We start from the raw sequence: 26,000 nt of genomic DNA on the forward strand, positions 1-26,000 counted from the left end.
GATTACTCGCCGATCGTTGCCGTGTAATAGCTGGCGTAGGCGATGCCGTTGTAGACCTCTCCTTTGAGCTTCGGGGACTGCACGTAGATCCGCTGGACGATCTGCGTGCGCGGGATGAAATAGCCCTGCTCGAGAACGTAGGTCTGCAACTCGTCGAGCAGCGGATTGCGAATGTCGAAAGAGGCAGCGCCGGCGATCTTGTCGCGCAGTTCATTGAGCTTCTTGTCGCTGTCGCCGAGGTTGAACCAATTCTCGCCGTTGTTGGCGTCGGTGAGGATGCTGGCCACCGTGCCGGCGTCGATGAAGCTGCGCGTCACCTCGTAGGCCGGCACGGCCGGCCCGCCGAACCGGACCTTCTCGCCGAACGTCACGACGTCGTAGGCGCGAATGGTGACCTTCCAGCCGAGCTTGCCGAGTTGCTGGGCGATGAGCTCGTCGATCGACTTTGCCGTCGCAAGATAAGGGTTGGAGTGGAGCGTCAGCGACAGCTGCTTGCCGTCCTTGGTCCGGATGCCGCCAGCACCCTTGATCCAGCCGGCTTCGTCGAGAAGCTTCTCCGCCTTGCCGGGATTGTAGGCCAGGAGCTCGCTATGGTCGGTTGCACCCGGCACGTTGCTCTGGATGAAGGACGTCGCCAGCTTCCAGTCAGGCGTATAGACGGTGTCGATGATCTCCTTCCGGTTGATGCCGGCTTGAAGAGCCTGGCGCACTTTCACGTCATTGTATGGCTCCAGCTTGGTGTTGATCGCGAGGCCGTTGACGAAACCGAGATAGCGCGGGGTCGCGACCGTGAAGCCCGCTTCCTTGAGCGATTTCAGTTCCTGCGGTGAGGGGCTGTAGGCGACATCGGCCTGTCCCGACTGGACAGCGGCGACCCGCAGCGACGGTTCGGTCACGAGTTTGTAGGTGATCGAGTTGAGGTAGGCCGGACCGGTGTGGCCGACGGCTGCCGGCCCCCAATTGTAGTCCTTGCGCTTGACCAGCTTGACGAAGTCGCCCTCTTTCCAGGAAGCGACCACGTACGGGCCGCTGCCGGATGTCTTGGCCAGATCAGCCTGCTGCGCGGCGGGCTGCGCGATCGTCTTCGGGGAGATGAGGATCGAGCCGTGATAGCCGAGAGTCGGGATAAACCCGAGCGTCGGCGCCTTGAAGACAACCTTCACGGTGGCGGCATCGACCGCCTCAGCGTGGTCGTAAGTCTTCGGGAAGAGGCCAATCGGATTGATCCCCTCATTCCGCCGGCCTGCGTACCAGATGTCGAGATTGGCGACCACGGCTGACGCGTCGAGCGGTGTTCCGTCGGAGAAGGTCACACCCTTCTTGAGGTGCAGGGTGAACTGTGTGGCCTCGCCGTTCTGCTCCCAGCTTTCGGCGATCCAGGGGCTGACCTTGCCGTCAGCATCGACATAGACGAGCTTGTCGGTCACGTGGCCCCAGATGTGGCCCTGGAAGCTGGAGATCGCGCTGTTGTTCGGAATCCAGGTGCTGCCGAGCGAGTCGATGAGGAAGGTGATGTCGCCGCCGTTCGGTGGAGCGCCGGCACTTCGCGCTGGAGAGAGACCTGCCATCGCCGTCAAAGTCGCTGCTGCAATCACGGAGGCCGTAGCGAGGAGGCGGCGCCGGGAGAGCGAGAACATTGGGAAACGTGCGGTCATGAAGAGCCCCTGATGATTGATGCGCGATCAGGTCACCGTTTCGCGAAAGCGTTACGGCACGATCAGCGTTTCCTCGTAGGAGAAGCGAAACAAGGGGACCTGGCCATTCCAAATTTCACTTGGGACAGACAACAAAAGCGTCGGGGGCGGGGCAGTGGACGCGATGGTCATTTTGTTTTCATTGCGAACCCGCCCGATCTAGGTTTGCCCGTGACCGAACAGCGCAACGATTGCGGCTTCATTCGCGCGTCAACCCGAGTTCGGCGTCGAGGCGGTCCTCTCAGGCGCATTATGTCGCGCGGCGCATCACCAAATTGAAAAGACATTCTGCAGAAAGCCGAGCGCTGGTGTGCACCGGGAGATCAAGAAAAATCCCATCAAGGCCACTGTGAGCAGACATTGAAAAGTGGACTAAGCGCTCTTCGAGCAAGCCGCGCGATGTCTGAGAGCAGCGGGATATGTGGCGTGGCGACAGGCGATGGCAACTGTCCGTTGGTAGGCTCACCAAAAAACTCTAGTCTAAGGGGTAGCGTCAGTCGGGATGCTTTGGTGCGCTATCGGTAAACTCGTCGCGTGACATAGGCTCGCGGTTCGTCAGCATTTATTCCACCGTCACAGCCGCTGGAATCGGCAGCGCCGTGATCGACTTGATCTTCTCCATCGCAAAGCGTGAGGTGACGTTCTTCAGCGGCACGGCGTGGATGAGCTTCTTGTAGAACACGTCGTAGCTCTGCATGTCGGGGATCACGACGCGGAGCATGTAGTCGACATCGCCGGCCATCCGGTAGAATTCCATCACTTCGGGCATGGCGCTGACGGCCTCGGCGAAGCGTTTCAGCCAGGCATCCGAGTGGTCGGAGCTCTCGACGGAGACGAATACCGAAAGGCCAAGCCCGATCTTGTTCTGGTCGACTAGTGCAACCCGTCTCAGGATCACGCTGTCCGCTTCCAACCTCTGAATGCGCTTCCAGCACGGTGTCGAGGACAAACCGACGCGGTCGCCGATTTCCGCAACCGAGAGTGAAGCGTCTTCCTGGAGGACCGCCAGGATCTTGCGGTCGATGGCGTCGAGACGGCGGCCGGTGTCGGCGAGCTGCAACGCAGCGTCGGTCATGTCATAAACCTCAGTGTGATGAAAAGTTGGACGCGTTGCCGGGCGTCAGCCGTGGGGCCCGAACAGGAAGATCTCGTAGAGATCGTCCTGCGTGTTGTCCGAGCCGCCTGTCCGTGGCCGCAGCGAGCGCCGGAACCATCCACGTGCCTGTTCGATCAAACGAGCGAAGCCTGAATGCAGCGAGATGACGTAGCTCATGTTCGCTCCGGACGACGGTGTAGGACGAGAACCCGGAAAAGCTATCACGGCAGGGGTGGAATTGAACATTGCTACACACTCGTCGGAATCAGTTTGGTTGAATCATGCTGGCGTCGTCGCGAGCGCGGCTGGAAAATTCCACGATGCTCGGCTGAGATGGATGATTTTGATGTCCATCACCGCGCCGAAAGCATGGAAGGCATAGTCTTGCCGCTAGTCGGCCGTCAGTAGCGCAAGCGCTTCAGCCTGCCGGAGCCGCGGCACGGAACCGAGGTTCGATGGCCTGCGACAGGACTCCGATGCGGGATAGAGCATGGGCATACCCATGCCCCCCGACACGAGATACGGCAAAGCGTGGTTTGCTCGTCCGTTCAAATGAGCTCCTGTCATGATGCCCAGTGCGAACAGGAAGATGATCAGCAGGACCAGCGGGAGGACGAAAGCCTCCTGGAAACGAAGCTTATCGGTCATCGCTCGCGCGTCGATCGCGCGCTCGGCGGCGGAGCGGCGGCTTGCCCATTCAAGCGTGAAATCGAACATGCGCTTCGCTCACTTCATGTAATCAGGCAAAGTGAAGCCGTCATAGAACCGATCGGCCCGGATTGCCGTCTTGAACGTCGGCGACTTGTAACCGGCGACGATGTCCTGAGCCCATTCGGCATTGGCGTTAGCCTTCTTCACCGCGAGCACGTTGATGTAGGGCGTGGTCATCTTCTCCAGCGCAAAGGCATTGGTCAGCTTCAGCCCGCTGAAGATCGCGAAATTGCCCTGTACGGTGGCGAAATCGACGTCGTCGAGCGCCCGTGGCGCCTGTGCGGCCTCGAGCGGCACGATCTTGATGCCGCCGGGATTTTTGATGACATCGAGCTCGGTGACGTCGACCGACTTGCTATCACGGATCTCGATCAGGCCGAGGTCACGCAGCACCCACAGCGCGCGCTGCAGATTGACCGGATCGTTCGGCACGGCGACGCTCGAGCCCGACTTGATCGGCGTGCCCAGCGGATGCTTCTTCGAATAGAGGCCCATCGGCGGGGTGGGGACGTGGACGATGCCGACGAGATCGGTCTTCTGCCGCTCGTTGTAGGAATCGAGAAAGATCGTGTGTTGCATCACATTGGCGTCGATCTCGGATTTGAATACCGCATTGTTGGCTTCAAGGCCGGTCGAGAACTCGACATAGCGGATCTTGTAGCCTTTCTTCTTCAGCTCTGGCTCGACGCCGACCTTGAACTCGTCGATATACGGCCCCGGCACGAAGCCGACCCGGAGCTCCGGCTTCGCGGGCTGCTGCGCCAAGGCGTCTTCGGCGGCGAAAGGGGAAAGAGCCAAAAGGCCGGAGAGGAGAAACAACGCTGTCTTCATGTCTTCTTACTGGTCTCGAGTTGGGATGTCAGTGCGGAAGCGGTGTCAGGCGATCGCCTTGACCGCGTTGGAGTAGATGCTGGCGGGACGCGCCAGGCCGTAATGCTCGCGCAGGGTCGTACCGGTGTAGTCCTCGCGGAACAGGCCGCGCTTGCGCAGGATCGGGACGACCTGCTCGGCGAAGACGTCGAAGCCGCCGGGCAGCCAGGGTGGCATCACGTTGAATCCGTCCGCCGCACCGCCCTCGAACCAGGTCTGGATGTTGTCGGCGATCTTTTCCGGCGTGCCCGCAATCACCCAGTGGCCGCGGGCGCCGGCGAGGCGCTGCACCAGCTGCCGGATCGTCGGTTTCTCACGATCGACGATGTCGACCACCAGCTTGAAGCGGCTGGCAACGCCGCGCGCGCTCGCGGTGTCGATGAGATGGCGCGGGACGGGGCCGTCGAGATCATAGCCGGTGAGATCGACGCCGATCATTTGGCGCAGCTGGGTCAGGGAATATTCCGGTTGGATCAGCGCGTTGAATTCGTCCTGGAGTCGGTCCGCCTCGGCCTGCGTGCTGCCGATGATGGGACTGATGCCGGGCAGGATCTTGATCTCGTCGGGACCCCGGTCGAAGGAACGAGCCCGGTGCTTGATGTCCGCATAGAAAACCTTGGCCGAGTCCAGGGTCTGGTGCGCGGTGAAAATTGCCTCCGCGAAACGGGCGGCGAAGGCACGGCCGTCGTCGGAGGCGCCGGCCTGGACATAGACCGGCCGGCCCTGCGGCACGCGCGAAATGTTGAGCGGACCGCGTACGCGAAAGTGTTTGCCGACATGGTCGAGCGTGTGGATCTTGCTGGTATCGGCAAAAATGCCCGAGATGGGGTCGTTGACGAGCGCGTCATCCTCCCAGCTGTCCCAGAGCCGCGAGATCACGTCGAGATATTCGCGGGCGCGCTCGTAGCGTTCGTGATGCGGGGGATGTTCGGGCAGGCCAAAGTTCTGCGCTGCTTGTGGCGCACTGGTCGTCACGATATTCCAGCCGGCGCGGCCTTGGCTCAGATGGTCGAGCGAGGCGAACAGGCGCGCGAGGTTGTAAGGCTCGGTATAGGTCGTCGATGCGGTTGCGATCAGGCCGATGCGCTTGGTCACCGCGGCGATAGCCGCGAGCCATGTGATCGGCTCGAAACGAAAGCGCTGGGCGTAACGGACATTGTCCGCCAGCGCCGGTCCGTCGGCAAAGAAGATGGCGTCGAACTTGCTGGCTTCGGCGCGCTGTGCGAGCTCTTGATAGTGAGTGATGTCGAGAATGCGATCTGGTTCAGATCCCTTGTAGCGCCACGCGGCTTCGTGGTGGCCGCCGGGATAGATGAAGAGATTGAGAACAAGCTGCCGTTGATTGCCCATGGTTCGAATGTCCAGATGCGAGAAGAGGCGGAGCGGCTACGAGACGGAAGTGACGGTGTGTGACCCCGGCTTTCGCGCGAAGGCGAAACGCAGATATCGCTCCAGGCGAAGGCCCTCCGGAGTACGCTTCGCCTCGACGAGCGCGGCAAAGGCGGCGTCAATCGCTGCCCGTTCTTCCGAGGAGAAGCTGCCAAGGAAGTTGCCGAATGCGCTGGCTTCGGACCATCCGAGCACCGAGTCCACGTCGTCGTGGAGATCGATGAGCGAGCGCAGATCGCTTCGGCAATTGACGAAGCCTGCCTCGGCAAACAGAGCCTTAAGCTCGTCCTCAGTCGATCCGAGCACGCGATGCGACTCGCTGCTTCTCTCGCCGAAGCCGGCCTGTTCGATCGCCTGGCGGAGCAGGGTTCGCGACTCGTGAGGTTTGGTCGGATCCTGAACGTTCAGCCCGATCCGGCCGCCCGGCCTGAGGACGCGTTCGATCTCACGCAGCGCCTGCCGCTTGTCCGCGATCCAGTGGAAGACGCTGTTGAGGTAGACGGCGTCGAATTCCGCGGGTCCAAAGCGCGAAAGGTCCTCGGCACGGCCGACATCGAAGGTCAGCGTCCCCGAGGCGCGCAGACGCGCGATGGCGACCCGGTTCTCCAACGGGTCGATGCCGATCACGCGCCCGGTCGGGCCGACAAGTCCCGCGACGAATTCGGTCAGGCGGCCGGTGCCGGCACCGATATCGAGCACGCGATCCCCTGACTTCAAAGCCAGCGGTCCAATGAGAAATTTGCCATGGTGAAACTGGAGGATGCCGGCTTGCTCGTAGGTCCGTGCGAGCTCGGGCGTGTCCCGTTCAAGGCTGATGACGCCGGCGGTCGACATCGTGCTTTCCAAAATCTCCAACGAGCCGTCGAGACGGCTTGATCGAGACGGACTCTATGTTGCCGGGGTGAGAAAAGTCGATGAAATGGATTTGCGTTGTTCGGTGCGATGCGAGCATGAATCTAGTGGCGGGAGCGCATTCAGTAGATGACGTCGCGAACCGATCGTCTCAACTGAAAGTCGATCTGGCGAGCGAATGGCCGGTCGTGTCTTCTGGCTCGCGCCGCTGTCGGCGCAAATCTTTCAACGCCGCGTGACCTCGCGGTCTGTTCGTTGTTCAGGCCGCAAAACAAAGCCAATTCCATTTCATTGACTGAGCACCGTTGGCTTCTACGATTTGGTCGCATCTGATGCAGACAAATCCGGGGGCAGCATGTTTCAGTCTGATGTCGATGACGCGGCTCGAGAAACCCTGCGTCTGATTGGTCCAGATCCGCAGAACTGGGTTCCGGATCGTCACGGGGGCGACCACAACGTCGCCATCATCGGGGGCGGGCAATCCGGAAGCGCTTTCGCCTTTGCATTGCGCCGTGCCGGCATCGGCAAGGTCACGGTGATCGACGCATCACATGACGCGTCGTCGTCCGGTCCATGGCTGAGCAGCGCGCGCATGCACAAGCTGCGCACGCCGAAGAGCTTGCCCGGACCCGAGCTCGGCCTACCCGGACTGAGCTTCCAGTCCTGGTATGAGGCCCGCCACGGCGCGGCCGCGTATGAAGCGATCGATCGCATCGCTCGCGTGGATTGGGCCGCCTACCTCGACTGGTATCGCAACACGCTCGGCATCGAGGTGCGCTATCGTACCAAGCTTGTTCTTATCGAACCGGCGCAGGACCACCTGCGGCTTCATCTCGATATAGCGGGCGAAGCGAAGACGGAAACGGCCCGCAAGATCATCCTTGCCGGCGGTTTCCCAAGCAACGGCGGTCCGTCCGTCCCCGACGTGCTCTCCCGCAATCTGTCAAAGGAGCTTTACGCGCATACGTTGGAGGCGATCGATTTCGACAGGCTCCGCGACAAGTCGGTCGCGGTGCTGGGCAGTGCGGCCTCCGCGTTCGATGCCGCGGCAGTTGCGCTCGAAGCAGGGGCGAGGGAGGTGCATCTCTTTGCACGCCGCGGCAGGGTGGCCTCGGAGCCGGTGATCAGGACGCGTGGATATCCGGGCGCTTATGACAATTACGGGGCGCTCCCGGACGCGGTGCGCTGGCATCAGGCCATTCGCTTCCGTCGCGCGGGATCGACGCCGCCGCCCGATGCAATCGCGCGTGCGGTCAAGTTCCCCAACTTCCACCTTCATCTGGCAGCGTCGTGGACGTCAGCCAAGCCGTTCGGACGGCGGCTGCTCGCGACCACGACGGAGGGCGACATCGCATTCGATTTCGTCATCGCCGGTACGGGCTACCAGGTCGATCTGGCGAAGCGGCCTGAGCTCGCCGCCTTCTCGGACGAGATCCTGCTATGGCGCGACCGCTATTCTCCGGCCGCGGACGAGCAGGACGAGGCCCTGGGCGCACACCCTTATCTCGGTGCGGGCCATGAATTCCTGGAGAAGGAGCCCGGCCGCGCGCCTTACTTGCGGAACATCCACGTGTTCAACCCCGCGGCATTCGTCAGCTTCGGCCTGCCGATTGGGGACGTGCCGAGCTTCAAGCGCGATATTCCGGGCGTCTTAGCGCGGATCAGCAGGGATCTGTTCCTTGACGACCTTCCGGCGCACGAGGCGCGGATCAACGGGCCGATCGCCGACGACTTCGAGCCGGCCCTTTACGCGTCGGCCGTCTGGCGGTCGCCGAATATCGTCGCGGCAGAATAGAGCAGAGTGCAAGTAGCAACTGGACACGCCATGATCGTGGATGCGTCTGTTTCTTAACGGCCTCGAACTTTGGAAGCTATTTCCGAAGTCCTTGAGTTAGCATCCTGTGACTGAACAAGGGACTGCATCGATGCAGCCCTGGGGAAGATCCCGCCAGACGCGATTGTCGTCAGAGCAGACGGCGGTCTCGCAAGAGGATCGATCGCAACATCACTGCCTTTCACTCCGCCATCGCAGCAGCGACCGGCGAACGGCGGAGCCTTGTCAAAATGGATCGCGGTCTCGGGGAAGATGACATGACAGACGGAATCACCATCGACAACGTCATTCCGCGTTCGGATATCGTCAAGCGATCGGCCCGTATCGGCGCCGAAATCAGGAACATCAAGCTTTCGGGCGATCTTCCGGATCGGACGATTGCGGCGATCAACCAGGTGCTGCTCGAGCACAAAGTCATCTTCTTCCGTGACCAGAATCATCTCGACGATGGCGAGCAGGAGCGTTTTGCCCATCGGCTCGGCAAGCTGGTGCCACATCCCACGGTCGGCGCCACCAAGGGAACGGCCTCGATCCTCGAACTTGACTCCGCGCGTGGAGGCGGGCGCGCCGACCAGTGGCACACCGACGTCACATTCGTCGACGCTTATCCGAAGATCTCAGTCTTGCGCGGCGTCGTGATCCCCGAGTTCGGCGGCGACACGATCTGGTCGAACACGGCGGCGTCCTATCTGGATCTGCCGGCTCCGCTGCGCAAGCTCGCGGACGAGTTGTGGGCGGTGCACAGCAATGCCTACGACTATGCAGTCAAGACCCGCGCGAGCGATGCTGACCGGAAGCAGTTCGAGGAGGTCTTTACGGCGACGGTCTACGAGACCGAGCATCCCGTCGTCCGCGTCCATCCCGAGACCGGCGAACGCACGCTGGTGCTCGGCAATTTCGTCCAGCGCTTTGTCGGCCTGTCGAAATACGACAGCCAGAAACTTTTCGACCTGTTCCAGTCGCACATCACCGCACCCGAGAACACCGTGCGCTGGAGCTGGCGGCAAGGTGACGTGGTGATCTGGGACAAGCGCGCGACCCAGCACTACGCGGTCAACGATTACGGCGACCAGCACCGCGTGGTCCGGCGTGCCACCATCGATGGCGAGGTGCCGGTCAGCATCGACGGCCGCAGCAGCGTGACCCGCGTCAAGGCGGCGAAGCCGCAGGCGAAGGCCGCCTGAAGCGAGCAATGGAGTGAACACAATGAAGATCGCTATCTCTGCGTTGCGTCGTCTGGTTGCCGGCCTACGGGCAAGAGGGCGGCAACTCGGTCTGGCCGGCCTCGGCCTGGCGGCTCTCGCCAGCAGTGCCATGGCCGAGGCGCAGCTCGAAAAGACCGAGATTCGTTACCAGGGCTGGGCCGGGCAGGTGACGTTCATCGAACTGGCCGACGATCTCGGCTATCTCGCGCCGCTCAAGCTCAAATGGGTCGGCAACACCATCAGCGGTCCGCAGGACATCCAGACCGTCGTCACCGGCGACATCGATATCGGCGGCGCGTTCTATGGCGCGATCATCAAGCTGATCGCAGCCAGGGCGCCGATCAAGGCTGTTGTCGGCTATTACGGCTCGGACGACAACACCTACAACGGCTACTACGTGAAGGAGGACAGTCCGATCAAGACCGCGCGCGACCTGATCGGCAAGAAGGTCGCGGTGAACACGCTGGGGGCGCATCTCGAATTCGTGCTGCGCGAGTATCTGGCCCGCAATGGCCTGACGCCGGCGGAGGCGAAGCAAGTGACGCTGGTTGCGATCCCGCCGGTCACCGGTGAGCAGGCGCTGCGGCAGGGGCAGGTCGAGGTCAGCACGCTGAACGGCGTGCTGCGCGACAAGGCGCTGGAGCGCGGCGGCATCCGCAGGCTGTTCGCGGACTCGGACATCTTCGGAAACTTCACCGGCGGGTCCTATGTGCTGCGGGACAAGTTCATCAAGGACAATCCCAACGCGTCCCGCAAGCTGATCGAGGGCGTGTCCCGTGCCATCGCCTGGGCGCAGACGACGCCGCCCGAGGAGGTCCGCGCCCGCTTCGAACGCATCATTGCCGATCGCAAGCGCAACGAGGACGCAACACCCATCAAATACTGGAAGAGCACGGGTGTCGCGACCAGGGGCGGCCTGATCGGCGATGCTGAGCTCCAGGTGTGGATCGACTGGCTGGTCAAGGACGGTCTGTTGAAGCAGGACCAGCTCAAGCCATCGGACATCTATACCAACGAGTTCAACCATTTCCGCCCCGGCAAGACCGCGGAGGCCAAATGACCATGGCCAAGATCCGCTTCGAGCACGTCCGCAAGGAGTTCCTGGTCCGCGGCAAGGATGGCGGGCCGGCGCAGAGCTTCACCGCGCTCGATGATATCACGCTGGATGTTCGTGCCGGCGAATTCCTGGCACTGGTCGGGCCGAGCGGCTGCGGCAAGTCGACCTTGCTGGATCTGCTCGGCGGACTGACGGCGCCGAGCAGCGGACGCATCCTGCTCGATGGCAAGGTCATCGAGGGCCCGGCGCGCGACCGCGGCATCGTGTTCCAGCAATATGCGCTGTTTCCCTGGCGCACAGCCGCGCAGAACGTCGAGTTCGGGCTCGACATCGCGGGTCTCAAAGCCAGGGAGCGGCGCGAGCGGGCTCTGCATTATCTCGATCTGGTCGGACTGTCCGGCTTTGCCGACCGCTATCCGCACGAACTCTCCGGCGGCATGAAGCAACGCGTCGCGATCGCGCGAAGCCTTGCCTACGATCCGGAGGTGCTGCTGATGGACGAGCCCTTTGCCGCGCTCGACGCACAGACGCGTGAGACGCTGCAAGGCGAGCTGCTGCGGATCTGGCGCAGGACCGGGAAAACCATCCTGTTCATCACGCACGGCATCGACGAGGCCGTCGTGCTCGGCCAGCGCGTGGCCGTGATGACCTCGCGCCCCGGCCGGATCAAGCAGATTGTCGATATTCCCGCCGAGCTGCACAGCGAGACCGAGGACGTCCGCTCGCTGCCCGAGTTCGGGCAGGTCAGGCACGAGGTGTGGTCCTTGCTGCGCGACGAAGTGTTGAAGGCGCAGGGCTCCCAGGTGCCCGCGCCGGACGGCGAGCGCGCAGGAAAGAAGGAGTTGGCTCATGTCTAATCTGGAGATCCTGACGCTGCTGGAACTCGCCGAGGGGAGTCCGAAGGATCGGGTCAGACCACGCGCCGGCGCGGTTGCCGCCGCGACGGGCAGCCTGGTGCGATGGTTCGGCACCATCGGGCAACGATCCCTGCTGCTACTGGTGTTCCTGGCTGTCTGGGAGACGACGCCGCGCCTCGGGTTGATCGACGTGACGTTCCTGCCGCCGTTCTCTGAGGTGATCGCCGCGGGCTGGCAGCTCGCGCAGAGCGGTGAACTCTATGACGACGTCGGTGCAAGCCTGCTGCGAGCCCTGAGCGGCTTCCTGATCGCCATTGTCCTGTTCGTGCCGTTGGGTGTGCTGACGGGATGGTACGCCCGGCTGGGCGACTTCCTGAACCAGATCATCGAGATCGCCCGTAACACGGCGCCGCTGGCTCTGCTGCCGGTGTTTATCCTGCTCCTCGGGATCGGAGAGCTCTCGAAGGTCACCATGGTGGTTTATAGTTGCGCTTGGCCGTTACTTCTCAATACGATCGCCGCCGTGCGCCAGGTCGATCCGCTGCTGGTCAAGTCAGCGCGGACGATGGGCGCGACACCGAGCCAGTTGTTCCGGAAGGTGATCCTGCCGGCATCATTGCCGACAATCTTCGTCGGCATCCGTCTGGCGAGCGCATCCGCGATGCTGGTCCTGGTGGCGTCAGAAATGGTCGGCGCGAAATCCGGGCTCGGCTATCTCATCATCAACAGCCAATACAGCTTCCTGATCCCGCAGATGTATTTTGGCATCCTGGGGATTACCGTGATCGGTCTCGTCTTCAACGCGATCCTGGAGGCGCTGGAACGCCGCCTGATGCGCTGGAAGGCGCCGGCCGTCTAGCCCTGCTTGTTGCGGGCGGTGGCCTGCGTCACGATGCTGTTCGGCGGCACGTCCTGGGTGACCCAGACGTTGCCGCCGATCGTCGCGCCCCGGCCGATCGTGATCCGCCCGAGGATGGTTGCGCCGGCATAGATCACGACGTCGTCCTCGACGATCGGATGCCGTGCATCGCCCTTGATCAAATGGCCATCGTCGTCGGTTGGAAAATGGCGGGCGCCGAGCGTCACGGCCTGATAGATCCGGACATTGTCGCCGATGATTGCGGTCTCCCCGATGACCACACCGGTCCCGTGATCAATGAAGAAGCCGGATCCGATGCTGGCGCCGGGGTGAATGTCGATCCCGGTTCTCGTATGAGCGATCTCCGCGACAAGTCGGGCGATCAAGCGCGCATTGAGCCCATCAAGGATATGTGCCAGCCGGTGATGGATGATCGCCGTCATGCCCGGATATCCGATCAGGATCTCCGGAAAATTCCTGGCTGCGGGATCGCCGACGAAGGCGGCTCTCAGATCGGAGATCAGGAGCCCACGCACCACCGGCAGGCGCTCGCCGAACTGCCGCGTCAGCTCGACCGCGTCCTCGCGCCGGTAGCCCGGGATCAGCTCGTCACCGACGAATCGTGCGCCGCGGTGGATCTGGTCGCAAAGGCCGTCGAGGGCGATGCTCAGGCGATTGCCGACGAAATAGTCGATATTCTCGCCGTCGAGGTCGAACTGACCGTAATGCCTCGGAAACAGCGCCTCGGTGAGGCCATCCAGAATGGCCTGAAGCGCCTCGCGCGAGGGAGCGCGCCGCGCCTCTCCGTCGCGCCTTATGCTGTGTGTTTCTTCGCGCGAGAGGCGAAGCTCGGCGACAATCCTGTCAAGCTGCCAGCGCCCGCCGCTGGGCGATTCCGGCGGGTTATCTGACATGGGCCAACGGAATGCTGATCTCGGCGAGGAGGTCGAGGTCGAAGTCATGGGTGATCCTGATGTACTGGCCGTTCCAGTACACCAGGCCCGACAGTTCGCGGGACAGCTCGAAGCTCAACAGGCTGCCGATGATGATGCCATGCGAGTGCCGTTCGATGATTTCCTCGACCTTGCATTCGATAGTTGCGAGAGTGTCGCCAAGCAGCGGCACGCCGGCCGCCCCCGCGGACCATCTGATCCCGTCGAAGCGCTCATGGCCCTTCAAGCTTCCGTCGCCGAAGCGCCCGGCGAGGGCCTGCTGATCCGATCCCAGAATGTTGACGCCGAATACGCCGTAACGCGCGATTCGAGCAAAGGACGAGGCCTGCCGGTTGACGCTGACTAGTAGCCGGGGCGGACTGGCGCTGAGCGATGTCAGGGACGTCACCGTCATGCCGGTGATGTCCTCGTCGCGGCCGGCCGTGATGATGGTGACGCCGCCGGCCAGGCGCCGCATCACGGCTCGAAACTGATGCTCGACCTCGTCATCGCCGCTGACCAGATGAATGTCGGACTTTCCCATCTGTCGCTCCTCGCATCGGACGCCGTGGATCGGCCTGTTCGCTCTCAGAAAAAGCCCTTCGCGGGCAACGGCGTGCCGTTGATCTCGTGTTCGCCGATCGAACGCGCCTTGTAGGTGGTCGGATTGTGCGAAGAGAGCGTGCGCGCATTGCGCCAGTGACGGTCGAAGTTGGTGACCTTCTTGGTCGCCGATGCGCCGCCGACATCGAACAGCAGGCTGCCACCTCGGATGGCGAAATCATCGGCGATGATCTTGGCCTTTGCCGAGAGCAGCGCTGCGGTGTGCGCCGCCTCTGTAGCGTTCGCCGCGCCGACGTCGAACGCATCGGTTGCAATGTCGAGCGCCTCGGCGGCCGCCAGCACCACCGTCTCGGCCGCAAAAGCGCCGCTGGCGATCTGGCCGATCGTCTGTTGCAGGAGCGGATCGTCGGTCGGGATCTCGGTGGGCGCGTAGTAAAACGTACGCTTGCGCGAGCGGACCAGGGCTGTCGCATCGCGCAGCGTCGCACGCGCAATACCCGCGACGATCGCCGTCAGAAACAGCTGCGCAAACGTGTTGGAATAGGGCACGCCATAACCGCCGTCCGGCGTATCGAACACCACTTCCTCGCGCCTGACCTTGACGTTACGGAAGTGCGTCGTGCCGGTTGCGGTAAGTCGCTGCCCGAGCCCGTCCCAGTCGTCGACCAGCTCGATTCCCTCGCGCTTGATCGGCACGATCGTGGCGCCCGTCGCACCGGACGGATCGGCCGCGCGCACCAGTACGTAGTCCGAGTACAGCGTGCCGGTGCTGTAGTATTTGGTGCCGTTCAGCAGATAATCGCCGTTCCCGTCGGGCGTGAACGTCGTCCCCGGCGTGACATTGCCGACGCGCGGGCTTTCGAGCTCGGTCGTCGCAAGTCCGATGATGGCGCCCTCGGCGACCGCCTTCTTCCATTGTCGGCTCTGCTCGTCCTTGGGTGTACGCACCAGGCGCTCGACCACGCTGAAATGGTTGCGCAGGATGTGCGCGACATTGGCGTCGGCCTCGCCGAGGCGGATGACGAAGGCGAAGAGATCGCGGATCGTGCTGCCGGCGCCACCGGCGTTCAACGGCAGCCGCAACGCGCCAAGGCGGGCCCGGCGAATGAGATCGATGACCTCGAACGGCAGGACGCGGTCGCGCTCGCGGTCACTGGCGCCCTCGGCGATCTGGTTGAGGAGCGCCTCCAGCTCCGGCGAGCCGGTCTTGAGCGGTTCAGGTGTGCCGAGGGAGGGGGCGGACACGGTCTTGTTCATAGTGTTGGCCTGTTATTAGAGCTGGGCGAGATGGTCGGTCACTTTGACCGGCTCGGGCAGAACCTTGCGGGCCGCGAGCCAGTCGGCGGCCTTTTGCAGCTCGCCGATGAAGCGCTCGTCGTTGACCGCGAAGTAGCGGTATTTGCGGTTCATCGCGATGAACTGGTCGCGGACCTGATCGCTGTATTTCCCCGCCTTCTGGGCGATGTACTCGGCATCCCTGCTGTTCTCCGAGATCCACTTGCCCTCGGCGCGGAACGCGTCATTCACGGCGCGGACGAGCGCGGGATTGTCGGTCGCGAACTTGCGGGTGGTGAGGTAGGAGGTGTAGTCGATCTGAAATTCGAGATCGCGCCCCTCAAGGAAGATGTCGTGCGCCTTGTATTCGAGCCGGGCGATGTCGACGCCAGGGCTCCACATCGACCAGGCGTCGACCTTGCCGGAGGCGAGCGCCGGCGCCGCATCAGGAGGATTGAGATAGACGAACTTCACCGCGGAGCGGTCGACCTTGTGTTTCTCGAGCGCCGCGACCAGCAGGAACTCGCCGAGGCCTGAGCGATTGACCGCGACCGACTTGCCGACGAGGTCTTCGACCTTGTCGATGCCGGACCCGTCTTTGGCGATGATCGCTGTGGTGCGGGGCTCGTAGACCACGAACTGGGTGAACACCAGCGGCGAGCCGGCGATGATAGCGGCGAGCGCAGGCGTGGTGCTGCCGCCAAAGCTGAAATCTGCGCTGCCGCCCGTCACCGCCTGCAAGGTCGGCGCATGATTCGGGAAGGGGCCGAGCCACTCGACCTTGATGCCATCCTTGGCCAGCACCTTCTCGAACTCGCCGCGCTCCTTGGCGATCAGATTGAGGCCGCTCAGGCCCCAGGTCAGGCGGACCGTGTCGGTGGTACGGCCAGGCGCGGCCTGGGCGAATTCGCTGATATTCATGCCGGCGAGCGCGCCAATGCCAAAAGCTGCGGAGCCGAGGAAGCTCCGCCGGGATGGTTTGGCAGATGAAGAGTCGGACATGTTGGCCTTCCGGATGATTAGCTGGGAGAATGGGGGACCACGCCAAGCTCGCCGAGGAGCTCGGCGCGCGAGATAGGTGTCGAGCCGTCACGCACGGCGCGATGCTCGAAGGCGATCGCGCCGTTGCGCATCACGAGGATGCGATCGGCAAGCGCGATGGCTTCGTCGACATCGTGGGTGACGAGCAGGACACCGGGCTGATGATTGGCCACCAGCGCGCGGACCAGCTCGTGCATGCGGATACGGGTGAGCGCATCGAGCGCGGCAAACGGCTCGTCGAGCAGCAGAAGCTCGGGCTGCTGCACCAGCGCGCGGGCGAGCGCGACGCGCTGGGCTTGTCCGCCGGAAAGATTGCGCGGCCAGTCGTCGAGCCTGTCGCCGAGGCCGACCTCGGCGAGCGCTTCGGCGGCGCGTTCGCGCGGATCCGGAACCTGCAAGCCGAGCGCCACATTGCGCCAGAGATTGTCCCACGGCAGCAGGCGATGCTCCTGAAACACCACGGCCGGCCGGCGGGGCGCCATGATACGGCCGCCCTGGATGGGGTCGAGCCCGGCCAGCGCCCGCAACAATGTTGTCTTGCCGCACCCGCTCTCGCCGAGCAGGGCGACGAATTCGCCACGATCGATGCGCAGGTTCAGCTTCTCGATCACGACGCGGCTGCCGTAGCTGCGGACGAGGTTGCTGACAACGACGGCCGGTCCGAATTCGAACGGCGCGGAAGGCTGCGGAGCGACGTGCACGTTCACCTCGCTGCTCCGTAATTCGGATGCCAGGCGAGGAGGCGCTGTTCGAGAAAGCGTGCAATGGCGTCGGCCGCGACGCCGATCAGCGCGTAGATCACGATCGTCAGGACGATCACATCGGTGCGCAGGAATTCGCGCGCATCCATCGCGAGAAAGCCGATCCCCGACTGCGCGCCGATGGTTTCAGCCACGACCAGCGCGAGCCACGCCGTGGCGAGAGCGTAACGAACCCCGGTCAGGATCGACGGCAGCGCGCCGGGAAGGATGATCCGGCGGATCAGTTGAAGCGAGCTCAGGCCCTGGACGCGCCCCAGCTCGAGCAGCTTGGGATCGACCTGGCGGATACCAAGCACCGTATTGATGTAAATCGGGAACGTGACGCCAAGTGCGACAAGGAAGATCTTTTCCGCTTCGCCGACGCCCAGCCAGACGATGACGAGGGGGAGCGCGGCGAGGAAAGGGACGGCCCTGATCATCTGCACGCTGCGGTCGATCGCGGCTTCCGCTACCCGCGAGAAGCCGACAAGAATGCCCAGCGTGGCCCCAACCGTAGCACCGATCGCAAAGCCGGCTGTGGCACGCAGGAGGCTGACGCCGAGGTCGTTCAACAGACTCCCGGTGGTCGCAAGCTTGAACGCTGTCCGGATGACCTTGCTCGGCGCGGGCAGAACCTGTGGCGAAAGCCATCCCGCCTGTGCAAGCGCCTCCCAGACAATCACGAGCATCACGGGCGCGATCCAGGACAGGAGCTGAAGGCCGCGAGCACCAAGCTTGCTTGCTCGCGCCGGCGATTGAACGCTGCCCTGCGTTGACGGCGCGTTAGCCGCGCCGATCGCCGTACTGTCGATTTGGCTCAGTTCGATATTGCTCAAGACGCGAGACCTCGTTCCACCTCCTGCATCCGATCCGGGAGGTGCGACGCCAATGACTTGCCGTCCGCGGAAAATGTCCCACGAAATCGGCCCGACAGAAATAGAGCGCTATTTCAATTGTCATTCGATACGGAGTGATCTGCTGTCGTTGCGGCGCCGCTGCACGACAAAGAAAATCTTTTGAGGCGGATGTGCTTGATCTCGCATCAGCCGTTGGCGAAAACAGGTACCGATCGATAGCATGGCCAAAGAAAGTTACAGGAGAGCACGATGGCGACTGCACCTCTTCGCTTCGGCATTTGGGCGCTGGTGCATGGGCCGCGCGCGGCGCATCAGGATCCCGAAGAGCCTTATGATGCGTCCTGGGAGCGCAATCGCGATCTCATCCTTGCAGCCGAAGAGCTCGGTTATGATTCAACGCTGATCGCGCAGCACACCATCAACCCGCATCAGGAAGACCTCGATCAGCTCGAGGCCTGGAGTGCCGCGGCAGCGATCGCGGCGCTGACCAAGCGCATCGAGATCATTGCTGCAATCAAGCCCTATCTCTATCACCCCGTCGTGCTGGCGAAGCTCGCACTCGGGATCGAGAACATCAGCGGTGGCCGGTTTGCGATCAATCTGGTCAATGCCTGGAACCGTCCCGAACTGGAGAAGGCCGGGATCGGCTTCCCGGACCATGACGCTCGCTATGCCTACGGCCGCGAGTGGATATCTGTCGTCTCGCGTCTCATGGAAGGCGAACGTCTCAATTATGCGGGCGAGCATTTCAACGTCACGGACTATGCCCTGCGCCCGACCAGCCTGTATCGCAAGCGTCCGGCCATCTATGTCGGCGGTGAGTCCGAGCCGGCGCGCGGCCTCGTTGCAGGCCACGGCGACGTCTGGTTCATCAATGGCCAGCCGCTGGAGGATGTGGCTGGGTTGATTGCCGATGTCGCAGTGCGCCCGCGCGATGCCGCGCCGCCGCTCCGTTTCGGCTTGTCGGCCTTCGTGGTCGCACGCGAAACCCGGGAGCTGGCGCAGGCCGCTTACGAGCGGTTGCTGGGCCTCGCCGCAAAGGATGCGCCGATGAAGGCGATCCAGAAGCAGAACACCGACCCTGAGGTTGTGATGATGCAGACCATGCAGAAGACGCCGCGCGTTGGCAGCAATGGCGGTACTGCCGCGGGGCTGGTCGGGAGCTATGACGAGGTGGTTGAGCGCATCGAGGCGTTCCACACGGCCGGCATCGAGCTCTTCATGCTGCAATTCCAGCCGTTCGAGGCCGAGATGCGGCGATTTGCACTCGAGGTAATTCCGCGCGTGCGAGCCAGGCGATCGGCCAAGCCCGCCGACGGGCGGGCTCGATCTCTGGGATAGATCGTCGGGACAGCTAGGCTGATGCGACCTCCGGCGACCGCTTCGCATATCGGCTCACTGGTCGCTGCAGGCCAAAATGATCGCGCAGCGTCGAGCCGGCGTACTCGGTGCGGAACAGCCCGCGACTCTGTAGGATGGGCACGACGGTATCGACGAAGGTCTCCAGACCGGACGGCAGTACGTCTGGCATGAGGTTGAAACCGTCGGCGGCACCCGCCTTGAACCAAGCCTCGATGTCGTCGGCGATCTGCTCCGGCGTGCCGACGATGATGCGATGTCCGACGCCGCCTCCGAGCGCGCGGATCAGCTGTCGGACTGTGAGATTGCCACGCCGTGCGATATTCACGGTGCATTGGAACATGGTGTGGTTGGCATTGGCCGGAAGCGGCAGGGGATCCGGCAGGGGCTTGTCGAGCTCGAGGAGGGTAGGGTCGATCTGAAGCGTGCCGGCCAACCGCGCCAGGCTGTATTCGATCGGCACCAGTTCCCAGAGCTCGTCCTGTCGCCGCTTGGCTTCGGCCTCGGTGCTGCCGATGACGGTGGCGAGCCCGGGCAGAATGACGATGGAATCGCCGGAACGACGATAGGACGCGGCGCGTGCGCGCAGATCGCGCGCATACGCGACGCCTTCCTCGATGCTCTGCGCCAGCGTGAATACGGCTTCTGCATAGGCTGCCGCGAAATCGCGCCCGTCATTCGAGCCACCCGCCTGCACCGTGACCGGTCGCCCCTGTGGTGAGCGTGGGACGTTCAGCGGTCCTGCCACCGAGTAATGCGGGCCGCGGTGCGCGATCGGGTGCACTTTCGACGTATCAACAAATCGCGCGCTCGCCTTGTCGCCCACAAAGGCGTCGTCCTCCCAGCTGTCGAACAATGCGTGGACGACTTCCGTGAACTCCTTGGCGCGTTCGTAGCGTGCCTTGTGTTCCGTCACCGACGACAGACCGAAATTGCGGCCTGAAGCGGCATCTGCCGTGGTGACCGCGTTCCATCCCGAGCGGCCGCCGCTGGCGTGGTCGAGCGTCACGAAACGGCGTGCGATGTTGTAGGGCTCGTTGTAGGTCGTCGACACCGTCCCAATCAGACCGATGTGCCTGGTCGTTGCGGCAACTGTTGCCAGCACGATGGTCGGCTCCATCGACGTGAACGACCGGTAGTCGATGCGGTCGTTCACGGCTGGCGAGTCCGCCAGAAAGATTGCGTCAAACTTGCCGCGCTCGGCAATCTGAGCCACGCGCACATAATGACCGAGATCGAAGAAGGCGCGTGGATCGCTGTCGGGCAGTCGCCAAGCGGACGGATATACGCCGGAGTGAAGCAGGTTGACGTTCAGGTGCAATTGGCGTGGCGACATGGGGATTCCAAAGGTCAGCTGGTTGTCGGGTCACGATGCGCAACGATCGTGCAGCATCGAATTGTCGGATTGGCGTTCGATGTCGTCGATTTCATCCACCGTCGGCGTGAGGGCTCGAATAATTTTTCAAACTTCATGTGCAGCCGTGGTCGCGACCGTTTGCATGTTGCGTTTGCGCGCGACGACGAATTACATCGCGATGCAACAAGAGATAACGCCTCGTGCAGATCGGATGAAGCGCAAACGAACGTCATCCTTCAATTGATGATGTTCGATGCGCCGATTGCAGGGGCAGCAGCAGAAACGATTGCGAGTGACGCGGATGAAGAAGAATAATTTGCTGGTGAGCGGCGTGGCGATTGCCTTGCTTGCGTCGAATGTAGCGAATGCCGAAGACAAGCCGGTTTCCGGAGGCGCGTTGCGGTGGGGCGTGACGACCGAGCCATCATGCTTCGATCCGCATTATTCGTCACAGCAGGCCGCGTTCTTCGTGGCCCGCAATTACATCGACTCGCTGATCGCGAAGAAGGCGGATGGCACGTTCGCACCCTGGCTTGCGACCGAGTGGTCGATTTCGACCGACGGCAAGGAATACACATACAGACTGAGGGAAGACGTCGTCTTCCACGACGGGGAGAAGTTCGACGCTGCAGCGGTCAAGGCCAACTACGATTTCGTCAAGAAGCCCGAGAACGCGGTCACCGCGGTCTCGCTGCTCCAGGCCTACGATCGTGCCGAAGTGGTCTCGCCCTATGTGGTCAAACTGGTGTTGTCGACGCCGGATTCGAGTTTCCTGGAGTCGACCTCGAATGTGAAGCTCGGCCTGATCTCGCCGAAATCGCTGGCGAAGGGTGATCTCTGCGGAGGTGGACGCGGGTTGGCCGGCACCGGACCGTTCGTGTTCGAGAGCTACACGCGCGGCCAGTCCGCGGTGTTCGCGCGCAACGCGGCCTATAATTGGGCGCCTGGCAATGCCGCGCATAACGGACCTGCTCATCTGGACCGCGTCACTCTCCGCTTCCTCCCCGAATATGCCGTTCGCACGGGCGCATTGACCTCGGGGCAGGTGGATCTGATCGAGGGCGTGCAGCCGACCGATGCGCCGCTGTTCGCGGAGCAGCCGGGCTTCAAGCTGCTGACCGGCCCGTCCGGCGCCAGCACGTCCTTCACCTTCAACATCAACTACACGCGCCCGCCGGCGGACGATGTTCGCGTGCGCCGCGCGCTGCGCGACGGTTTCGATCTGGAGCCGATCGTGAAGCAGGTCTATCTCGGCACCGTGCCGCGCGCCTGGTCGATCATCGGCCCGGCCAATCCCGCCTATAACAAGGCACTGGTCGGTTCCTGGGGCAACGACATTGCTGGCGCCAACAAGCTGCTCGACGAAGCCGGCTGGACTGGCCGCGATTCCGAAGGCTTCCGCACCAAGGACGGCAAGCGCCTCTCGATCGAGGTCGGCTATCCGCAGCCCTATGTGCGCGACAATCGCGACATCCTTATCCAGGGCGTCCAGGCGGCGTTGCGCAAGAATGTCGGCCTCGATCTCAACCTGCGCCTGATCACTGCGGGCGAATACGCCAAGAACAACGGCAACGGCACCTGGGTGATCTATCCCAATACGGACAATCCGTCCGATCCTGCCCGCGAGCTCTGGGACATGCTGGGATCGAAGGGTTTCCTCTATTCCAACATTCCCAATCCAGACCAGGAGATCACGAGCCAGATCGACGAGTCGTTGCGGACGACCGATCCGGTCCGCAAGCGGCAGCTCACCGACGCGATTCAGAAGCGGGGTGTGGACCAGGCCTTCATCGTGCCGTTGTTCGCGCCGAGCTGGTTCCTGGCGGCGAAGAGCAACGTCAACGGTCTGGGCTTCGAGGCCGGCCTCGACTCGCCGTCCAGCGCCTACGATTTTTGGATCGCGAAGAAGTAGGCCATGTGGTCCCGCATCATCTCCAGGCTGTTCACCAGCCTGGTGGTGGCCTGGGCGAGCGTGACAGCAACGTTTCTCGCGTTGCATGCGCTGCCCGGCCGCATTCAGGACATCCTCGCCGGTGACGTCGAATATCCCGGCCTCCGTGAGGCGATCGCAGCCGAATGGGGCCTCGATCGCTCGTTGCCCGAGCAGTACGTCGAGTTCTTGTCGCGCATCCTCCGCGGCGATTTCGGTACGTCCTATGTGCTGCGCCAGCCGGTGATCGAGGTCGTCGGATCGCAGCTTCTGCCGACCGTCGAGCTTGCGCTCACGGCCGGCGTGCTTGCGATCGTGATTGCCGGCTTTATCGCGCTGCTGACTGCGGGGCGAGGGCGGTTCTCGCGCGAGCTGGCCTCGTTCGTCGAACTGGTGTTCGCCTCGACGCCCGTCTTCTGGCTCGGCATCCTCCTGCTGATGGCATTCTCGTTCAATCTGCGCTGGTTTCCAGTATCGGGCGCAGAGGGGTGGAATTCCCTCGTGCTGCCGGCGATCACCCTGGCATTGCCGACCGCCGGCCTGCTGACGCAGGTTCTGCGTGAAGCCATGGAGAAGACGCTCGACCAGCCCTTCGTGACGACCGTGCGGTCGCGCGGCGTCGGCGAACTCGTCATTCGCTGGCGTCACGTGTTGCGGCACGCTCTATTGCCGGCGGTGACGTTAGGCGGTTGGCTGATCGGCGGCCTGCTCGGTGGTGCGGTCATCACCGAGAAGGTGTTCGGCCGGCCAGGCCTCGGCACGGTAACGTTGGGCGCGGTGCTGACCCACGACGTACCGGTCGTGCTCACCGTCGTGCTGCTGGCAGCCTTCATCCACGTTGCCGCGTCCACGCTGCTCGACATCCTCTATGTGCTGATCGACCCGAGATTGAGGGCCCAATGACCGCGCCGTCGCATCGCTCCTTCGACACGGCCGTACCGCTCGAGGCCCCGCAAGACCTCGTTTGCTTCGAGGCGTCACATTCTCTGGCTGCAATCGCTGTTCGGCGCCGTCTTCCGTTCGGGCTCGTCCTGTCCTTCGTCTTCGTCGCGTTCCTGATCGCGGCGTCGATCGTGCCTTCGCTGTTCACGCACTTCGATCCGCTCGTCGGCGATTTCAGCGAGGGCCTGAAGCCGCCGGGCTGGGCGCACCTGTTCGGGACCGATCGGCTCGGCCGCGACGTCTTCGCGCGGACCGTCTTCGGCACGCGCTACTCGCTCCTGATAGGGTTCGGCGGTGTTGCGGTCGGACTCGGAGCAGGCATTGTCCTCGGCATCATCGCGGGCCAGCGCAATCGCATTCTGGATGAGGCCGTGTCGCGCCTGTTCGATATGCTGTCGTCATTTCCCGGCGTGCTGCTCGCCATGCTGATCGTGACCTTCCTCGGCCAAGGCATGCTCAACATCGCCATCGCGGTCGGCATCGCCGGCATCCCGAAATTTGGTCGCGTGGTGCGGGCGCAGACCCAGCTGATACGCGATGCCGATTACGTGACGCAGGCCGCGATCTACGGGTTGAGCCGCTGGCAAGTGTTCATCCGGCACGTCCTGCCCAACGTCCTTGTTGCCATCCCGATCATCGCCACCGTCTATATAGGCTCGACGATCCTGATCGTATCCGGCCTGAGCTTCCTCGGGCTCGGACCGCAGCCGCCGACGCCGGAATGGGGCGTGATGCTGGCGGAGAGCCGGGATGTGCTGCGCGTCGCCTGGTGGCCTGGGGTCTTCCCGGGCCTCGCCATCACCGCGACGGTGATCGCCTTCAGCGTGATCGGCAATCACCTACAACAGAGATTTGAAGGGCGGCTCGCATGAGCAGCGCAGGTTCGCAGATAGATCGGGCAGCGCCGATCGTCGAGGTGCAGGGACTGAGCATCGGCTTTGCCGGCGCCAATGGCGGCAAGCCGATCGTTGTTGATTTCGATCTGACGATCGGGCCCGGCGAATGCGTTGCCCTGGTCGGTGAATCCGGCTCGGGCAAGAGCATCACCGCGCGAAGCCTGCTCAATCTCGCCGGCGACGGTGCGAGGACCGCCGCGCACCGGTTCGAGATCAAGGGACGCGACGCTCGCAGCTTCGGCGAAGCCGACTGGCGCAAGCTGCGCGGGACCGTGACCGGGCTCGTCATGCAGGATGCCCTGGTCTCGCTCGATCCCTTGCGCACGATCGGCCAGGAGGTTGCCGAGGTCATTTCGAGCCATCGCATTCTGACCGATGCAGGCGCTATCCGGGATCGGACGCTGCAGACGCTCGGCAAGGTCGGCATTCCCAACCCCGCTGATCGTGCCCTGCAATATGCGCATCAATTGTCCGGTGGCCTGCGCCAGCGTGCGCTGATCGCGTCGGCGATCGCGGCTGACCCCGATCTCATTATCGCGGACGAGCCGACGACCTCGCTCGACGTCACCGTCCAGGCGCAGGTGCTCCAGGTCTTGGCGGAGCGAATCCGCGAGGGGGCGGGTCTCCTGCTCATCAGTCACGATCTCGCGGTGGTCGCCGGCATCGCCGACCGTGTCATCGTGATGCGCGACGGCAGGGTGGTCGACAGCGGGCCGACGCGCGATGTCCTTACCCATCCGCGCCATCCCTATACGCGGCAGTTGATCGCGGCGGTTCCGTCGGGGCGGTCGCGCGGGTCCAGGCTCGCGTCGGCGAGGTTCGAGCCCGATGCGAGCGATGCGACGGCGGTCTCCATCGTGCGGGAGCCCTTGCCGCAGCGACAGGCGGCAGGCGAGGTCGTGCTCGAAGTCAAGGAGATCTCGAAGAGTTTCATTGCGCCGAAAGCCGCCGGACGGGCGAAGTCGGTGGTCCTGCAGGACATCAGCTTCGATGTCAGGGCCGCCGAGGTCGTCGGTATCGTCGGCGAATCCGGCTCGGGAAAATCCACCTGTGCCAAGATCGTGCTCGGGCTGCTTCACCCGGATGACGGTGAGGTAACATTGCTCGGAGAGCCCTGGTCCTCGGTCGCGGAAGTCGGGCGCCGCCGGCTTCGTCGCAAGCTGCAATACATTCCGCAGGACGCACTTAGCAGCTTCGATCCGCGCTACGGCGTCAGGAACATCATTGCGGAGAATCTTCCGGGCGCCGATAGCCGCATCGCGCGCCTGGACCGGATCGTGTCGCTGCTCGAACTGGTCGGCCTGAGTGCCGATCATCTCGACCGCATGCCGCGATCATTGTCCGGCGGCCAGCGTCAGCGGGTGTCGATCGCGCGGGCGCTAGCGGCTGAACCCGCCATCATCGTCTGCGACGAGCCGGTCTCGGCGCTCGACATCTGCATCCAGGCCCAGGTGCTCGATCTGCTCGCTGAGCTGCAGTCGCGGCTCGGAACGGCGCTGCTGTTCATCTCGCATGATCTCGGCGTCATCGAGCATCTGTGCGACCGCGTGCTCGTCTTCCAGAACGGCCGCATCGTCGAGCAGGGTGGCGCCGAGGCCGTGCTCAGGCAACCGCAGCACGCCTACACAAAGAGCCTGCTGGCATCCGTGCCGGACATCGAGCGTGGCTTGAGCGCGGCCTAAG

General features: G+C 63.3%; 25 protein-coding genes. 11 read left to right on the plus strand and 14 right to left on the minus strand.

All coding sequences use genetic code 11. The annotated features are described in order from the left end of the window. Positions 1-2: 2 nt before the first annotated feature. From ABIA90_RS03440 to ABIA90_RS03470, 7 genes are all read right to left on the minus strand, one after another. A complete protein-coding gene (locus ABIA90_RS03440; RefSeq protein WP_354117297.1) occupies positions 3-1,655 on the minus strand; it encodes an ABC transporter substrate-binding protein in 1,653 nt (550 codons plus the stop codon). 601 nt (positions 1,656-2,256) lie between these two features. After that, positions 2,257-2,769 carry an Lrp/AsnC family transcriptional regulator gene (locus ABIA90_RS03445; RefSeq protein ID WP_354117298.1) on the minus strand — a complete coding sequence of 171 codons (513 nt, stop codon included), beginning with the start codon at positions 2,767-2,769 and terminating at the stop codon, positions 2,257-2,259. Positions 2,770-2,814: 45 nt separating this feature from the next. Then, positions 2,815-2,967, minus strand: coding sequence for a hypothetical protein (locus tag ABIA90_RS03450; RefSeq protein WP_155795282.1), 153 nt, complete (start codon positions 2,965-2,967; stop codon positions 2,815-2,817). Between the two features lie 213 nt (positions 2,968-3,180). Next, positions 3,181-3,507 carry a hypothetical protein gene (locus ABIA90_RS03455; protein WP_354117299.1) on the minus strand — a complete coding sequence of 109 codons (327 nt, stop codon included), beginning with the start codon at positions 3,505-3,507 and terminating at the stop codon, positions 3,181-3,183. 9 nt (positions 3,508-3,516) lie between these two features. After that, positions 3,517-4,332 carry a MetQ/NlpA family ABC transporter substrate-binding protein gene (locus tag ABIA90_RS03460; RefSeq protein ID WP_354117300.1) on the minus strand — a complete coding sequence of 272 codons (816 nt, stop codon included), beginning with the start codon at positions 4,330-4,332 and terminating at the stop codon, positions 3,517-3,519. A gap of 45 nt (positions 4,333-4,377) precedes the next feature. Further along, positions 4,378-5,721 (minus strand): LLM class flavin-dependent oxidoreductase, encoded by a 1,344-nt coding sequence (locus ABIA90_RS03465; protein ID WP_354117301.1) that lies wholly within the window; start codon positions 5,719-5,721, stop codon positions 4,378-4,380. 36 nt (positions 5,722-5,757) lie between these two features. Next, complete coding sequence (locus tag ABIA90_RS03470; protein ID WP_354117302.1) at positions 5,758-6,594, minus strand: class I SAM-dependent methyltransferase; 837 nt, start codon at positions 6,592-6,594, stop codon at positions 5,758-5,760. 373 nt (positions 6,595-6,967) lie between these two features. Between ABIA90_RS03470 and ABIA90_RS03475 the strand changes: the two genes are divergently transcribed. The 5 genes from ABIA90_RS03475 (at position 6,968) to ABIA90_RS03495 (ending at position 12,424) form a co-directional block, all read left to right on the plus strand. Further along, a complete protein-coding gene (locus ABIA90_RS03475) occupies positions 6,968-8,407 on the plus strand; it encodes an FAD-dependent oxidoreductase (protein ID WP_354117303.1) in 1,440 nt (479 codons plus the stop codon). A 296-nt stretch (positions 8,408-8,703) separates the two neighbouring features. After that, on the plus strand, positions 8,704-9,630 hold the full coding sequence (locus ABIA90_RS03480) for a TauD/TfdA dioxygenase family protein (protein WP_354117304.1): 927 nt from the start codon (positions 8,704-8,706) through the stop codon (positions 9,628-9,630). A 22-nt stretch (positions 9,631-9,652) separates the two neighbouring features. After that, positions 9,653-10,711: an ABC transporter substrate-binding protein gene (locus ABIA90_RS03485; protein ID WP_354117305.1), complete on the plus strand. Its 1,059-nt coding sequence runs from the start codon at positions 9,653-9,655 to the stop codon at positions 10,709-10,711. Then, a complete protein-coding gene (locus ABIA90_RS03490; RefSeq protein ID WP_354117306.1) occupies positions 10,708-11,565 on the plus strand; it encodes an ABC transporter ATP-binding protein in 858 nt (285 codons plus the stop codon). The genes ABIA90_RS03485 and ABIA90_RS03490 overlap by 4 nt, the downstream gene beginning before the upstream one ends. Continuing rightward, entirely contained in the window at positions 11,558-12,424 is an 867-nt protein-coding gene (locus ABIA90_RS03495) for an ABC transporter permease (protein WP_354117307.1), read from the plus strand. The genes ABIA90_RS03490 and ABIA90_RS03495 overlap by 8 nt, the downstream gene beginning before the upstream one ends. Here ABIA90_RS03495 and epsC read toward each other — a convergent pair. Genes epsC through ABIA90_RS03525 form a run of 6 tightly spaced genes read right to left on the minus strand, consistent with a single transcriptional unit; the run spans position 12,421 to position 17,665 of the window. Beyond that, entirely contained in the window at positions 12,421-13,338 is a 918-nt protein-coding gene (epsC, locus tag ABIA90_RS03500; RefSeq protein ID WP_166352076.1) for a serine O-acetyltransferase EpsC, read from the minus strand. The two genes, ABIA90_RS03495 and epsC, sit on opposite strands and share 4 nt — an antisense overlap. Further along, positions 13,328-13,900: a flavin reductase family protein gene (locus tag ABIA90_RS03505; RefSeq protein ID WP_354117308.1), complete on the minus strand. Its 573-nt coding sequence runs from the start codon at positions 13,898-13,900 to the stop codon at positions 13,328-13,330. Before ABIA90_RS03505 ends, epsC begins: the two co-directional genes overlap by 11 nt. Before the next feature lie 44 nt (positions 13,901-13,944). Then, positions 13,945-15,177 (minus strand): acyl-CoA dehydrogenase family protein, encoded by a 1,233-nt coding sequence (locus ABIA90_RS03510; protein ID WP_354117309.1) that lies wholly within the window; start codon positions 15,175-15,177, stop codon positions 13,945-13,947. A 15-nt stretch (positions 15,178-15,192) separates the two neighbouring features. Beyond that, a complete protein-coding gene (locus tag ABIA90_RS03515; protein WP_354117310.1) occupies positions 15,193-16,197 on the minus strand; it encodes an NrtA/SsuA/CpmA family ABC transporter substrate-binding protein in 1,005 nt (334 codons plus the stop codon). Between the two features lie 17 nt (positions 16,198-16,214). Then, entirely contained in the window at positions 16,215-16,943 is a 729-nt protein-coding gene (locus tag ABIA90_RS03520) for an ABC transporter ATP-binding protein (protein WP_354117311.1), read from the minus strand. Continuing rightward, a complete protein-coding gene (locus ABIA90_RS03525) occupies positions 16,940-17,665 on the minus strand; it encodes an ABC transporter permease subunit (protein WP_354117623.1) in 726 nt (241 codons plus the stop codon). The genes ABIA90_RS03520 and ABIA90_RS03525 overlap by 4 nt, the downstream gene beginning before the upstream one ends. Positions 17,666-18,082: 417 nt before the next feature. Between ABIA90_RS03525 and ABIA90_RS03530 the strand changes: the two genes are divergently transcribed. Continuing rightward, positions 18,083-19,174, plus strand: a complete 1,092-nt coding sequence (locus ABIA90_RS03530; protein WP_354117312.1) for an LLM class flavin-dependent oxidoreductase — start codon at positions 18,083-18,085, stop codon at positions 19,172-19,174. A gap of 13 nt (positions 19,175-19,187) precedes the next feature. On the opposite strand, the gene ABIA90_RS03535 is transcribed toward ABIA90_RS03530, so the two are convergent. Continuing rightward, positions 19,188-20,528, minus strand: a complete 1,341-nt coding sequence (locus ABIA90_RS03535) for an LLM class flavin-dependent oxidoreductase (protein WP_354117313.1) — start codon at positions 20,526-20,528, stop codon at positions 19,188-19,190. On the opposite strand from ABIA90_RS03535, the gene ABIA90_RS03540 reads away from it, so the two are divergent. Genes ABIA90_RS03540 through nikE form a run of 5 tightly spaced genes read left to right on the plus strand, consistent with a single transcriptional unit; the run spans position 20,418 to position 25,999 of the window. After that, on the plus strand, positions 20,418-20,864 hold the full coding sequence (locus ABIA90_RS03540; protein WP_354117640.1) for a hypothetical protein: 447 nt from the start codon (positions 20,418-20,420) through the stop codon (positions 20,862-20,864). The genes ABIA90_RS03535 and ABIA90_RS03540 overlap by 111 nt on opposite strands. Further along, positions 20,851-22,461, plus strand: coding sequence for an ABC transporter substrate-binding protein (locus ABIA90_RS03545; RefSeq protein WP_354117314.1), 1,611 nt, complete (start codon positions 20,851-20,853; stop codon positions 22,459-22,461). The genes ABIA90_RS03540 and ABIA90_RS03545 overlap by 14 nt, the downstream gene beginning before the upstream one ends. 3 nt (positions 22,462-22,464) lie before the next feature. Continuing rightward, entirely contained in the window at positions 22,465-23,382 is a 918-nt protein-coding gene (locus ABIA90_RS03550; RefSeq protein WP_071915210.1) for an ABC transporter permease, read from the plus strand. Continuing rightward, positions 23,379-24,293, plus strand: a complete 915-nt coding sequence (locus tag ABIA90_RS03555) for an ABC transporter permease (RefSeq protein WP_354117315.1) — start codon at positions 23,379-23,381, stop codon at positions 24,291-24,293. Before ABIA90_RS03550 ends, ABIA90_RS03555 begins: the two co-directional genes overlap by 4 nt. Beyond that, positions 24,290-25,999: a nickel ABC transporter ATP-binding protein NikE gene (nikE, locus tag ABIA90_RS03560; RefSeq protein ID WP_354117316.1), complete on the plus strand. Its 1,710-nt coding sequence runs from the start codon at positions 24,290-24,292 to the stop codon at positions 25,997-25,999. The genes ABIA90_RS03555 and nikE overlap by 4 nt, the downstream gene beginning before the upstream one ends. Position 26,000: the final 1 nt, after the last annotated feature.

The sequence above is a fragment of the Bradyrhizobium sp. LA6.8 genome (assembly GCF_040547935.1).
Taxonomy (GTDB): Bacteria; Pseudomonadota; Alphaproteobacteria; order Rhizobiales; family Xanthobacteraceae; genus Bradyrhizobium; species Bradyrhizobium barranii.

Coding starts and splice junctions, on each gene's coding strand:
- ABIA90_RS03455 (WP_354117299.1), bottom strand. CDS start 3,507: ATGTTCGATTTCACGCTTGAATGGGCAAGCCGCCGCTCCGCCGCCGAG.
- ABIA90_RS03495 (WP_354117307.1), top strand. CDS start 11,558: ATGTCTAATCTGGAGATCCTGACGCTGCTGGAACTCGCCGAGGGGAGT.
- ABIA90_RS03515 (WP_354117310.1), bottom strand. CDS start 16,197: ATGTCCGACTCTTCATCTGCCAAACCATCCCGGCGGAGCTTCCTCGGC.
- ABIA90_RS03470 (WP_354117302.1), bottom strand. CDS start 6,594: ATGTCGACCGCCGGCGTCATCAGCCTTGAACGGGACACGCCCGAGCTC.
- ABIA90_RS03545 (WP_354117314.1), top strand. CDS start 20,851: ATGAAGAAGAATAATTTGCTGGTGAGCGGCGTGGCGATTGCCTTGCTT.
- epsC (WP_166352076.1), bottom strand. CDS start 13,338: ATGTCAGATAACCCGCCGGAATCGCCCAGCGGCGGGCGCTGGCAGCTT.
- ABIA90_RS03485 (WP_354117305.1), top strand. CDS start 9,653: ATGAAGATCGCTATCTCTGCGTTGCGTCGTCTGGTTGCCGGCCTACGG.
- ABIA90_RS03480 (WP_354117304.1), top strand. CDS start 8,704: ATGACAGACGGAATCACCATCGACAACGTCATTCCGCGTTCGGATATC.
- nikE (WP_354117316.1), top strand. CDS start 24,290: ATGAGCAGCGCAGGTTCGCAGATAGATCGGGCAGCGCCGATCGTCGAG.
- ABIA90_RS03535 (WP_354117313.1), bottom strand. CDS start 20,528: ATGTCGCCACGCCAATTGCACCTGAACGTCAACCTGCTTCACTCCGGC.
- ABIA90_RS03530 (WP_354117312.1), top strand. CDS start 18,083: ATGGCGACTGCACCTCTTCGCTTCGGCATTTGGGCGCTGGTGCATGGG.
- ABIA90_RS03510 (WP_354117309.1), bottom strand. CDS start 15,177: ATGAACAAGACCGTGTCCGCCCCCTCCCTCGGCACACCTGAACCGCTC.
- ABIA90_RS03445 (WP_354117298.1), bottom strand. CDS start 2,769: ATGACCGACGCTGCGTTGCAGCTCGCCGACACCGGCCGCCGTCTCGAC.
- ABIA90_RS03475 (WP_354117303.1), top strand. CDS start 6,968: ATGTTTCAGTCTGATGTCGATGACGCGGCTCGAGAAACCCTGCGTCTG.
- ABIA90_RS03525 (WP_354117623.1), bottom strand. CDS start 17,665: ATGCTCGTGATTGTCTGGGAGGCGCTTGCACAGGCGGGATGGCTTTCG.
- ABIA90_RS03465 (WP_354117301.1), bottom strand. CDS start 5,721: ATGGGCAATCAACGGCAGCTTGTTCTCAATCTCTTCATCTATCCCGGC.
- ABIA90_RS03540 (WP_354117640.1), top strand. CDS start 20,418: ATGACCGAGATCGAAGAAGGCGCGTGGATCGCTGTCGGGCAGTCGCCA.
- ABIA90_RS03555 (WP_354117315.1), top strand. CDS start 23,379: ATGACCGCGCCGTCGCATCGCTCCTTCGACACGGCCGTACCGCTCGAG.
- ABIA90_RS03440 (WP_354117297.1), bottom strand. CDS start 1,655: ATGACCGCACGTTTCCCAATGTTCTCGCTCTCCCGGCGCCGCCTCCTC.
- ABIA90_RS03450 (WP_155795282.1), bottom strand. CDS start 2,967: ATGAGCTACGTCATCTCGCTGCATTCAGGCTTCGCTCGTTTGATCGAA.
- ABIA90_RS03490 (WP_354117306.1), top strand. CDS start 10,708: ATGACCATGGCCAAGATCCGCTTCGAGCACGTCCGCAAGGAGTTCCTG.
- ABIA90_RS03460 (WP_354117300.1), bottom strand. CDS start 4,332: ATGAAGACAGCGTTGTTTCTCCTCTCCGGCCTTTTGGCTCTTTCCCCT.
- ABIA90_RS03505 (WP_354117308.1), bottom strand. CDS start 13,900: ATGGGAAAGTCCGACATTCATCTGGTCAGCGGCGATGACGAGGTCGAG.
- ABIA90_RS03550 (WP_071915210.1), top strand. CDS start 22,465: ATGTGGTCCCGCATCATCTCCAGGCTGTTCACCAGCCTGGTGGTGGCC.